The 11,822-nt window shown below is 33.9% G+C and carries 11 protein-coding genes and 1 rRNA gene; all 12 read right to left on the reverse strand.

The annotated features are described in order from the left end of the window. A 5S ribosomal RNA gene (rrf, locus tag AC1RRU_RS10065) occupies nt 1-74 on the reverse strand; the annotation flags it as partial. A gap of 502 nt (nt 75-576) precedes the next feature. Further along, nucleotides 577-2,067: a lysine--tRNA ligase gene (lysS, locus tag AC1RRU_RS10070; RefSeq protein WP_011276745.1), complete on the reverse strand. Its 1,491-nt coding sequence runs from the start codon at nt 2,065-2,067 to the stop codon at nt 577-579. 203 nt (nt 2,068-2,270) lie between these two features. Next, nucleotides 2,271-2,750, reverse strand: a complete 480-nt coding sequence (gene folK / locus AC1RRU_RS10075; RefSeq protein WP_011276746.1) for a 2-amino-4-hydroxy-6-hydroxymethyldihydropteridine diphosphokinase — start codon at nt 2,748-2,750, stop codon at nt 2,271-2,273. Beyond that, on the reverse strand, nt 2,751-3,116 hold the full coding sequence (gene folB / locus AC1RRU_RS10080; RefSeq protein ID WP_016931261.1) for a dihydroneopterin aldolase: 366 nt from the start codon (nt 3,114-3,116) through the stop codon (nt 2,751-2,753). Continuing rightward, a complete protein-coding gene (gene folP / locus AC1RRU_RS10085; protein WP_053035167.1) occupies nt 3,094-3,900 on the reverse strand; it encodes a dihydropteroate synthase in 807 nt (268 codons plus the stop codon). Before folP ends, folB begins: the two co-directional genes overlap by 23 nt. A gap of 233 nt (nt 3,901-4,133) precedes the next feature. Further along, nucleotides 4,134-5,066, reverse strand: a complete 933-nt coding sequence (gene cysK, locus AC1RRU_RS10090; protein WP_016931263.1) for a cysteine synthase A — start codon at nt 5,064-5,066, stop codon at nt 4,134-4,136. 203 nt (nt 5,067-5,269) lie between these two features. After that, nucleotides 5,270-6,154 (reverse strand): Hsp33 family molecular chaperone HslO, encoded by an 885-nt coding sequence (hslO, locus tag AC1RRU_RS10095; RefSeq protein WP_011276749.1) that lies wholly within the window; start codon nt 6,152-6,154, stop codon nt 5,270-5,272. A 236-nt stretch (nt 6,155-6,390) separates the two neighbouring features. Continuing rightward, nucleotides 6,391-8,574, reverse strand: coding sequence for an ATP-dependent zinc metalloprotease FtsH (gene ftsH, locus AC1RRU_RS10100; RefSeq protein WP_011276751.1), 2,184 nt, complete (start codon nt 8,572-8,574; stop codon nt 6,391-6,393). A gap of 262 nt (nt 8,575-8,836) precedes the next feature. Continuing rightward, nucleotides 8,837-9,376, reverse strand: a complete 540-nt coding sequence (gene hpt, locus AC1RRU_RS10105; protein WP_011276752.1) for a hypoxanthine phosphoribosyltransferase — start codon at nt 9,374-9,376, stop codon at nt 8,837-8,839. A gap of 3 nt (nt 9,377-9,379) precedes the next feature. Beyond that, entirely contained in the window at nt 9,380-10,672 is a 1,293-nt protein-coding gene (tilS, locus tag AC1RRU_RS10110; protein ID WP_029376683.1) for a tRNA lysidine(34) synthetase TilS, read from the reverse strand. Nucleotides 10,673-10,898: 226 nt separating this feature from the next. After that, nucleotides 10,899-11,300 (reverse strand): S1 domain-containing RNA-binding protein, encoded by a 402-nt coding sequence (locus AC1RRU_RS10115; protein ID WP_011276753.1) that lies wholly within the window; start codon nt 11,298-11,300, stop codon nt 10,899-10,901. 128 nt (nt 11,301-11,428) lie between these two features. Next, a complete protein-coding gene (gene divIC, locus AC1RRU_RS10120; protein ID WP_033079893.1) occupies nt 11,429-11,821 on the reverse strand; it encodes a cell division protein DivIC in 393 nt (130 codons plus the stop codon). Nucleotide 11,822: the final 1 nt, after the last annotated feature.

Consider the following 11,822-nt stretch of genomic DNA (forward strand, 5'->3'; position numbering starts at 1 on the left):
CCATCGGCGCTAAGGAGCTTAACTTCTGTGTTCGGCATGGGAACAGGTGTGACCTCCTTGCCATTGTCACCAGACAATAACTTACTCAATTAATTATAATGTCGATTATTTTAATTTTCAATAGTTAATTTTACACTTTGTTAAAGTTATCTTTACAAGTATTTTACAAAATTAACTTTCGTTTTCGACGACTTTTATATCTTACAACATTCAAAAAGCAAAGTCAACTAATTTTTAAAACTTTTTTTATTTAACAAGTTTATTATTTGTCGATTCCGCTTCTTTGAACACTTTTACTATGTTAGCACATCGCAAGCATATTGACTACACTTTTTTATATTGTTTTATAATAACTTCTCTACTCTTTTTTACTTTTGTAACTCTCCCTTTGATAATAACCCTTTATCACACCAATATATTTAATCCCTTAATTTTATATAAATCGAAAACTAATTATTCCTTTTGCCTCTTTTATTAACAATAACTGGCTCAAAATAAAAAAAGAGATTGAGATATATTAGGTTAACATTTGAATAAACCCTAAACTTTATCTCAATCTCTAATATTTAATTTAATCTATTTTTGTCTCATGTAAGGGAATAATAATACGTCTCTAATAGATGGAGAGTCAGTTAACAACATAACTAAGCGATCGATACCGATACCTAAACCACCTGTTGGAGGCATACCATATTCCAAAGCTTCAATATAATCTTCATCCATTTCATGCGCTTCATCATTACCTTGTGCTTTTTCAACAAGTTGTGCTTCGAAACGTTCACGTTGATCAATTGGATCATTTAATTCAGTGAATGCATTCGCATGTTCTCTACCTACGATAAACAACTCGAAACGGTCTGTAAATCTAGGATCTTCTGGATTTTTCTTCGCTAAAGGCGAGATTTCAATTGGATGTCCATAAATAAATGTTGGTTGAATTAACGTTTCTTCAACTTTTTGTTCAAAGAATTCATTTAAGATATGACCATATTTCATATTATTAGTAATTTCAATACCATGTTCTTTAGCTGCAGCGATTGCTTCTTCATCAGATTTAATTTGATAGAAGTCTACACCTGTAGCTTCTTTCACTGCATCTACAATATGAAGGCGTGTCCAGGCAGACTCTAGGTCAATTTCCTCTTCATTGTATTGAACTTTTGCAGAACCAAATACTTCTTGAGCGATATGTCTTACCATAGATTCAGTTAAATCCATGATATCGTGGTAATCAGCGTATGCTTCATATAATTCAATCATAGTAAATTCTGGATTATGTCGTGTTGATACTCCTTCGTTACGGAATACTCGTCCAATTTCATAGACTTTTTCAAGGCCACCAACAATTAATCGTTTTAAATGTAATTCAATTGCTATACGCATATAAAGAGTAGCGTCTAGTGCATTATGGTGCGTAACAAATGGTCGTGCTGCTGCACCACCTGCAATTTGATGCATCATTGGTGTTTCAACTTCTAAGAAACCTTGTTTATTTAAGTAATTACGCATTTCTTGAATAATTTTACTACGGTTAATAAATGTTTGAGTACTATCTTGATTTGTAATCAAGTCTAAATAACGTTGACGATAACGTTGTTCAATATCTTGTAAACCATGGAACTTATCAGGTAAAGGTCTAAGCGCTTTAGATAATAAAGTGAATGTCTTAGCTTTTACTGATAGCTCGCCAGTATTTGTTTTGAACATTACACCTTCAATACCAACAATATCGCCTAGGTCTGCACCTTTCCATAAATTGTCGAAATCTTCTTCGCCAATTTGGTCCTTACGCACGTAAATTTGAATCTGACCAGTCAAATCTTGGACATGTGCGAAACCAGCTTTACCTTTACCACGTTTAGTCATCAAACGTCCGGCAATCGAAACATGACTTTCATCTTCTTTATCATGTAATTCTTCTTTAGAGAATTCATCCCATTGTGATTTTAGTTCACTAGCAGTAGCTGAGCGCTCAAAACGTTTTCCAAATGGGTCGATTCCTAAATCAATTAATTCTTGTAGTTTTTGACGACGGACCTGCATTTGGTCATTCATTTCTTCTGACATAACTTTCTCTCCTTTAAATTTCATTTCAATGAAAATTATTCCATGGATTATTTCTAAATTACTTATAGGATATCATATTACTAATGTAGTGTTACTTAATTGTATTGTTTTACAAAATTGACATTACATGTATCACTTTCAAAGTATGATCATCACTATTTTCGCATTTCAATAATATTAATTAAATACATAATTAATACTACTTAACCTTTATATTTCTTCACTGTGTCATCTGGTATGACTAAATCAGAGATACGAGTTTTTGAACGAGGTTCAATTTGTGTTGGTGCAATATCATTTAATGGTATTAGCACAAAAGCACGTTCACTCATTCGCGGATGGGGAACTTCAAGGTCATCTTCTTCTATAACCTTATCCCCATATAATAAAATATCGACATCTAATGTTCTTGGACCCCAACGAATGTCTCTAACTCGGTGTAATCGTTGTTCGGTTTCTAAGCAATATTTAAGAAGTTCTTTAGGCTCCAATTCTGTATCAATTTCTAAACACAAATTTAAAAAATTAGGCTGCTCGGTATACCCTACTGGTGCAGTTTCATATATTGGAGAGATTTTAGTCACAGTAATGCCTTCAATACTGTCAATTATTTTAATAGCTTCTTGTAATTGCTGTTCCCTATCACCAATATTGCTTCCTAAACCTAAATACGCTTGTACCATTTAACGATTCTCCCTCACTATCTCTATACCTACACCATTATAGTGACCTGGAATAGGTGGATTTTCTTTAGTGATTCTGACTTTCGTTTCCATTACACGATTATAGTGTGAATTTATACGTTTTGCAATACGTTCAGCTAGATGTTCGATTAAATTACATGGTGGACCTTCAACGATTGCTTTAACATCTTCAAACACTTCTCCGTAATGTACAGTGTCGATTACTTTATCAGATTGGCCGGCTTCTTCTAAATTCACTTTCAACGTAACATCTACTACAAAAATTTGACCTATCTCGTTTTCAGCAGGTAAGGCACCGTGGTATGCGTAAAATCTCATACCATTAAGAAAGATTGTGTCGTTCATCTTCATTCTCCTTTAAGAAATCCATACTTTGACCTAATCGAGCGTTTAATTGCACATTATGTACACGCACAGCTTTGACGCCTTTCATTATACCATAAGCTGTTGTAGCAGCTGTCGCCTCATCACGTTCTAACGCTTTAGTTTCTGTACCAATCATTTCTTTAATGAAACGTTTTCGACTCGTTGCTAATAAAACAGGATACTCAGTTGCTACAAGTTCATCTAAACGTGCCATTACTTCATTTTCTTCATCACGTGTTTTGGCAAATCCAATTCCAGGGTCTAGCCATATTTTATGTTTTGGAATTCCGGCCATTTCTGCTTTGTTCGCTTGAGTAATAAGTGATAATAGCATTTCTTCAACAACTGGTTGTTCGCGATGTCCGTCACCATTATGCATTAATACAACTTCAGCATCGTAAGAAGCCACAACATCAAGTATTTTAGGGTCATATAACCCTGCCCATTGATCATTGATCATCGTTGCACCCAATTTTAAGCACGCTTCCGCTACTTCACTACGATATGTATCTATTGAAAGTTGAATATTTAATTTTGCAAGTTCTTTCACTACAGGAACTACACGCTCAATCTCTTCTTCCGTTGAAATAATTTCTGTGAATCCTGGTCGTGTAGAAATGCCACCGACATCAATGATATCCACACCTTCTTCTATCATCTCTTTAGCACGTTTGACCGCTTTATCCACTGAATTATACTTACCACCATCAGAGAATGAATCAGGTGTTACATTCAATATTCCCATAATTTTTGTTTTAGTCATTCTTGTCACGTCACCCTTCGTTCTTTTTGAAAATGATATGTAGAACAATGTCTACTTTTGCTTAATAGTCACATCATAATGATACACTCATTTTCTAAACATTTCAGTGTTTATAATCGCTGATGAAGCATGCAAAACATTTAATAATTTAAAATAAGATATTCATTTTCCAAAAAAGAAAACGCTAGCGAAGCAATAACAAGCTTCCCTAGCGTTTAAATATTAATTACAAATTAATCATCGAATGAATATAAAGGTGTTGATAAGTAACGTTCACCATTACTTGGCAATACTGTTACAACTGTTTTACCTTTACCTAATTCTTTAGCTTTTTGAATTGCGGCATGAATTGCAGCACCAGAAGAAATACCTGCTAGGATACCTTCTTCTTTAGCAACGCGACGTGATGTTTCCATAGCTGTATCGTTGTCTACTTTGATGATACTATCATAAATATTTGTATCTAAAGTATCCGGTACGAACCCTGCACCTAAACCTTGCAATTTATGTGGTCCTGGCTCACCACCACTTAATACTGGTGATGCTTCAGGCTCTATAGCAACGATTTCAACATTAGGATATTTTTCTTTTAAGACTTTACCTACACCAGATAAAGTACCGCCTGTACCTACACCTGCTAAGAAAGCGTCAATTTGTTTACCTTCAAATTGTTCTACTAATTCTGGGCCTGTAGTTAACGCATGAATTTCAGGGTTTGCTGGGTTTTCGAATTGTTGTGGTTCGAAGTAACCATGCTCTTCTTTTAATTCTTTTGCTTTTTTAATAGCGCCTTTCATAGCTTCTGAACCTGGTGTTAAAACTAATTCTGCACCATAAGCTTTTAATAAGTTACGACGTTCAGAACTCATTGTTTCAGGCATTGTAAATACTGCTTTATAACCTTTAGCTGCACATACGAAAGCTAAACCGATACCTGTGTTACCACTTGTTGGTTCTACAATCGTATCACCTGGTTTAATTTTCCCTTCTTTTTCAGCTTTTTCGATCATAGCTAATGCGATACGGTCTTTTACTGAACCACCTGGATTTTGATATTCTAATTTTACGTATACATCTGCTGCATCTTCATCTACAACGTTTCTTAATTTTACTACCGGTGTATTTCCAATAATTTGAGTAATGTTATCTACTGGTTTTTGTGCCATTGAAAAAACGCTCCTTTAACTTTCATATTTAAAACTTAGTTTTTTTATCGGATATAACTATATTCTATCAGAATTTTCTAAAAAGACAAAGCTAATTCTCTTATTTTAGGATTGAAGTTACATTTTACTTTTACATTATTTTAGTTTCCCTATAAAAAAGGCAATAAACACGTGATGGTTTATCGCCTTTAGTATATTTTTAATTATGCATTCATTGAAGCTAATAGGTCTTCAAGTTCAGCTTCTGAATAATTATATTTATTACCACAGAAGTGACAAATAGCTTCCGCGCCATGATCCTCTTTAATCATATCTTGGATTTCAGCTTCTCCTAAACCTTTAATTGCATTTAGAAACTTCTCATGACTACAGTTACATTCAAATTGAGCTTGCATAGTTTCTAAGATTTGAACGTTATCTTCACCAAGAATTTCATTCAAAATACCTTCTGGTGTCAATCCTTGTTCAATTAACTTAGAAACGGGTTGCATATTATTTATAGCATTTTCCAATTTTGTTACAGTTTCATCTTTAGCGCCTGGCATTACTTGAATAATAAATCCTCCAGCAGCTTTAATAGAATTGTCAGGATTTACTAACACACCTAAACCAACTGATGAAGGTGTTTGTTCACTTGTCGCAAAATAGTATGTGAAGTCTTCTCCTAATTCACCTGATACAATCGGACTTGCACCTGAGAAATAATCTTTCATACCAACGTCTTTCACAACTTGGATGGACCCGTCTGTACCAACTGCTCGTCTAACATCTAATTTACCTTGTTCATTTAATGGAAAATGCGTTTGTGGTTTATCCACATACGCACGTACATTACCCTCAGCATCTGCATCCGCAATGATTCTTCCAATAGGTCCTTTACCATCAACTGTTACTGTTAATTTTTGTTCACCTTTAAGCATCGAACCCATTAATAAAGTTGCTGTCATTGTTCTGCCCATAGCAGCTGAAGCTGTTGGCCAAGTATAATGACGTGTTTGTGCTTCTTGCACTGATTCAGTTGTTAGCGCAGCGTACGCACGTATTTCTCCATCGAAAGCTAGTGATTTAACGATATAATCATGTGTCATCCTTATAAACTCCTTTAGTACATTTATTTTTATATTGATATTATTTATACTTTAATCTTTCAATTATTTCTATATTTTCCCTTTAAGGATACTTATTCTACACTTGTTTAATAAGAATATGAAGTAACTTGCTTTCAACTCTAATATTGTCTCTTTGACGATCACTACATATTAAAAAATCTCCTTTGACTAAGGGGAATTGCCTTACTCAAAGGAGATAATAATCCAGTTTAAACTTATCTATTGCTAGGGTTGTTTGGATCGTTTGGATTATATGGTTTGTCAATATTTGGAGATTGTTCATGACCTGTGTCTTCTTCATTATTTGAATGTCCACGATGTTGATCATTGTCTCCATTTGAACCGTCACGTAATTGATCATGTCCTGTTTGATTATCTCTATCATCTCTTTGACGATGTCTACGTTCGCGATTCATGTCATTATCTTCTTTACGATCTTCTCGCATGTCTTCTTTTCCTTCTTCTAGTTGTTCTTCGCGGATATCGTCGTAAGATTTACCATATTTACCTTCGCTATAGTCAGAATCTTCATCTTTAACAACACGAGCAGCATCATAATCTACTTCAGGTAATACACCATCATAGAATAATGAACGGATTTGTTCAGCTACTAATGTTTCTTCTGTTAACAATGTTTTAGCGATAAGTTTAAGTTCTTTTTCATGGTCTAATAAGATTTGTTTACAACGTTCATATTGTTCTTTAATAATACGTTGAACTTCTTTATCAATTTCATAAGCGATTTGACCAGAATAGTTAGGTTCACCTTGCATATCTTTACCTAAGAATACTTGTCCACCGCCGCTAGATGAGAATTGTAATGGTCCAAGTTTTTTACTCATACCATACTCAGTAACCATAGAACGTGCGATTTGAGTTGCTCTTTCGAAGTCATTTGATGCACCAGTTGATACTTCATGGAAATTGATATCTTCGGATACACGACCACCTAATAAACCACAAATTTTATCTAATAATTCAGGTTCTGTCATTAAGAAACGATCTTGTTTAGGTAACATCATTGCGTAACCACCAGCTTGTCCACGAGGAACAATTGTTACTTTATGAACAACTTCTGCTTCATCGAGTACCATACCGATAACTGTATGACCCGCTTCATGGTGAGCTACAATATTACGTTCTTTATCTGAAATGACACGTGATTTTTTAGCTGGACCAGCAATAACACGGTCTGTAGCTTCTTCGATATCACGCATGTCAATTTTGTTTTTACCTTCACGTGCAGCAATTAAAGATGCTTCATTTAATAAATTCTCTAAATCTGCCCCTGAGAAGCCAGGTGTTCTTTGTGAAATAGCTTTTAAGTCGACAGTTTCATCAAGTGGTTTGTTTTTAGAGTGTACATGAAGAATAGCCTCACGACCTTTAACATCTGGACGGCCAACTTGAATTTGTCTATCGAAACGACCAGGGCGTAGTAACGCTGGGTCTAAGATATCAGGACGGTTAGTTGCAGCAATCATGATAATACCTTCGTTTTCACCGAAACCATCCATTTCAACTAGTAATTGGTTAAGCGTTTGTTCACGTTCATCGTGACCGCCACCAACACCTGCACCACGTTGACGTCCTACTGCATCAATTTCATCGATAAAGATAATACATGGTGCATTCTTTTTCGCATTTTCGAATAAGTCACGCACACGGCTTGCACCGACACCAACGAACATTTCAACAAAGTCTGAACCACTGATTGAGAAGAATGGTGCACCCGCTTCACCAGCTACGGCACGTGCTAGTAATGTTTTACCTGTACCAGGAGGGCCTACAAGTAATACACCTTTAGGTATTCTTGAACCCATTTGTTTGAATTTCTTATTATCTTTTAAGAAATCTACTATTTCAATTAATTCTTGTTTTTCTTCATCTGCACCAGCGACATCTGAGAATCGTACACGACGTTTTTGGTTATCGTACATTTTAGCTTTGGATTTACCAAAGTTCATCATACGACCGCCACCGCCGCCGCCTTGTGCTTGGCTAAGGAAGAAAATGAATAGGAAAGCAATAATTAATACAGGAATTAATGTTGTCAACATACTTACGAAGACACTTTGTTTCTCTTCTTCTTTAACTTTAAAATCTAGTCCTTTTTGGCTTTTTGCTTCATTTGTAATTTTTTGTAAGTCTTTTTCGTTATTGTATAAAATCGTTGAAGAGTAATCTTCATCATTTTTTGTTTTACCACTTACCAAGTACACATTTTGCTCAGGTTGGATTTCTAAGGTCTTTAAATCACCTTTATCCAATTTCTCTACAAACTGTGAATAGGAAAGTTGTTTCGGTGTATTGCCATTCCCATTTATGTAAGAAAATACGCCGAATATAATAACGCCAATAATTGCGATAACAAGCACATTGCGAAAAGCTTTTTGCATGCGTCATTTCCTCCTATTTCTATAATAAAGCTAACAAAAATTGTAACACAACACTTCTCTTAAAGGCTAGCATTTCAACTTTTGTAATACTTTTCAAAATCCTTGTGTTATCAAACTTTTTAAAACTTAAATTCTCTAAAAAACGATAAGTTTTTAAAATGTGTTTAAGCATATAAAATGAGTCTACACTAATTCATTTATTAAGTATAGTTATTATATCTTAAACACGATTTAATTATATTAACATCTAAATGAATTTCACTTATTTGTTATAAATTTCTGGTTTTAATGTGCCGATATAAGGTAAATTCCGATAATGTTCAGCGTAATCCAATCCATAACCTACAACAAATTCATCAGGAATTTTCTTACCAACATATTTAGCTTCAATATCAGCCTTACGACGATTTGGTTTATCCAGTAATGTAACAATTTCAAGTGAATTAACTTTACGTGATTGCAATAATTCAGTAATTGATTTCAATGTTGTACCTGTTTCTAAAATATCTTCAATGATTAGGACGTCTTTATTTTCAATAGATGAACCTAAATCTTTTAAGATTTGAACTTCACCAGTTGATTCAGTTCCGCCATGATAGCTTGAAACATCCATAAAATCAATTGCTAAATGTGTGTCGATGCGTTTAATTAGGTCTGCCATAAACATAACAGAACCTTTTAGAATACCCACGCATACAAGTGGTTTATCTTTATAATCTTTAGTTAATTGTTCTCCTAAATCTTTACAAATATTTTGTATATCTTCTTCAGTTAACAATATTTCTTTTAAATCGTCTTTCATTCGTTATTCATCTCCAATTTTTTTGATTTCTATATGTTGATTATATGCTTTAGCAATATATAAATTACCTACAGCAATAATTTGATGGTATTGATCTTCAATTAATGGCATTTGCATGCGCACATCATTTGGAATTTTGTGATCTATAAACAAACGACTCACTTTTTTATGACCTTTTTGTCCATTTAGTTCGACTTTATCTCCATTGTGGCGAGTTCGTATCAATAATGGTAATTGTTGTTTAGGAATCGTCGGATGTATAACAACGAGATAATGTCCGAAACGATATGTATCTGCATCATTCACGATTTGATTATCTAATAATGACGGCTCATTTTTCGCCAATATAATAAATTTATCATATGCTATTTGAATTATCCATTTTTCAGTGAGGGATATCTCAAATTGTGCGATTTGATTACTAATCTGATGAAACCATTCATGATATTGTTTCTCTGAAAATGCCTTATTCAACTGCAGTTGTTCGAAGAGCTGATCTAACAATATCATTTTAGCTATATCATCAAGTTGATTAAATGCATTTCGTGAAAATTGTATTTGAGTTCCATTTTTATTAATTAGACAATCATTCTCTATAAAGGATTGGGCTTTTTTTCGACTCTCCTGTAATTGAATATCATGCCAACGTTTCAATTTTAGTAAATGCGTACTATCAAGATCTGCATTTTGATTAATCGCTGGTAATAGTCGATTGCGAATGTCATTCCTAACATATTTATTGTCACTGTTTGAGCTATCTTCATAATAAGGAACTTGATATTTGTGCTGATAGTCGCGTATGTCTTCTTTTGAAACTTCAAGTAATGGCCGACATATTGTGTAATGATTACGAATTGATTGAACATCTATCCCTAGAGTACTTCGTGTAGAACGTCCAGTAAATAGTCTATAGAAGATTGTTTCTAGCTGGTCATCTAAATGATGTGCTGTAAGTAATACATCTGCATCTAACCTTTTCATCATTTCGTCAAACCACTCATAACGCAATTGTCGAGCATCAGCTTGTATACTCTTCCCTTGCGCTACTACATCCGTTAAATTCAAATGCTTTACATAGCAAGTTATCTCATATTGTTTACAAAATGCTTCTATAAACGCTTCTTCCTTATGTGATGCTTCTCGTAAGCCATGATTAACATGAAGACAGGTCAATTGTTTATAAGTACGAGATGATTGTGAAAGTAAATTGTGGAAGAGTGACATACTATCTACACCTGTCGAAACAGCAATCACAATATGTTCAGTATTGTTCCATAGTGACGTATTAACTTTCAACACAAAGACCTCCTTAATAACATGAATATACCTTATTGCAATATTGCAATGTAGTCATCAAAAAAAGAGTGGAACTAAAATTCATTGTTGAATTTTAAGTTCCACCCCGCAAAAATAACATATCTTACATAAAATAAAGGGCAATTCGATAGGACGACAATTGTTTATCTTACTGTGAATGTTACCTTTGCTATTACCAATTATTATATAAGTAATATATTATAAATTAGCGTCTTGAACCTTTACCGCCACGTCTTGATTCAGTTTGTCGTTTAATAGATGTTAATTTATCTTCACTATCTTTTAAGAAATTGCTTAATTTCTTTTCAAAATCTTCACCTTTTTGTTGTGGTGATCTATTGTGATTTGATTTATGTTGTGGTCTACGAGGGCGATCTTTTGCTTTTTTTATTGAAAGGCTAATTTTACCGTCATCTGCAATAGATAAGACTTTAACTTCAACTTCGTCTCCAACTGATAGGTGATCTTCAACATTCTCAACATAGTTATCAGCCACTTCACTGATATGAACTAAGCCACTTTTCCCTTCAGGTAACTCTACGAATGCACCAAATTTTTTGATACCAGTAACTTTACCTTTTAGCTTGTTTCCTACTTCGATTGACATATTCTAAATAAATCCTCCCGATTTTGATTCGATTTTAACCTTATTATATTCCTGTTTTAATATTTTCACAATGCTATAAAACCAGATAATTCATTCTTATTTAAGAAAAACGATTATCCTTAATGTTATCAGTTGTCATTAGAGGATTTAGACTTAGAATCATCATTATTAGGCAATTTAAAAATAACTTCACCTTTATTGCTCAGGTAATAATCGTCTCTTGCTACTTTCTCTATGTAGTCTTTATTATTTAAATTACTAAGTTCTTCTTTTAATGCGATTTCCTCGTCTTGCTTTTTCTGAAACTGTTCCTCTTTATGTTTACGCTCAACTGCTGCTTTATCATTGCTTTGTTTTTGGACGACAAGCATGATGGATAGAATAATTATAATCGCTAATAATATCCCACCGAATACAGTTACTCTTCGTCTAACAACACGCATTTTCTTTTGTTGTCGTTGCCTTTTTCGATTTTTATCGGAGGTATACTGATTTCCTATTTCTTCTACCTTTTTACTCATT

It is taken from the genome of Staphylococcus sp. GW821-FHT11H10, assembly GCF_058807855.1.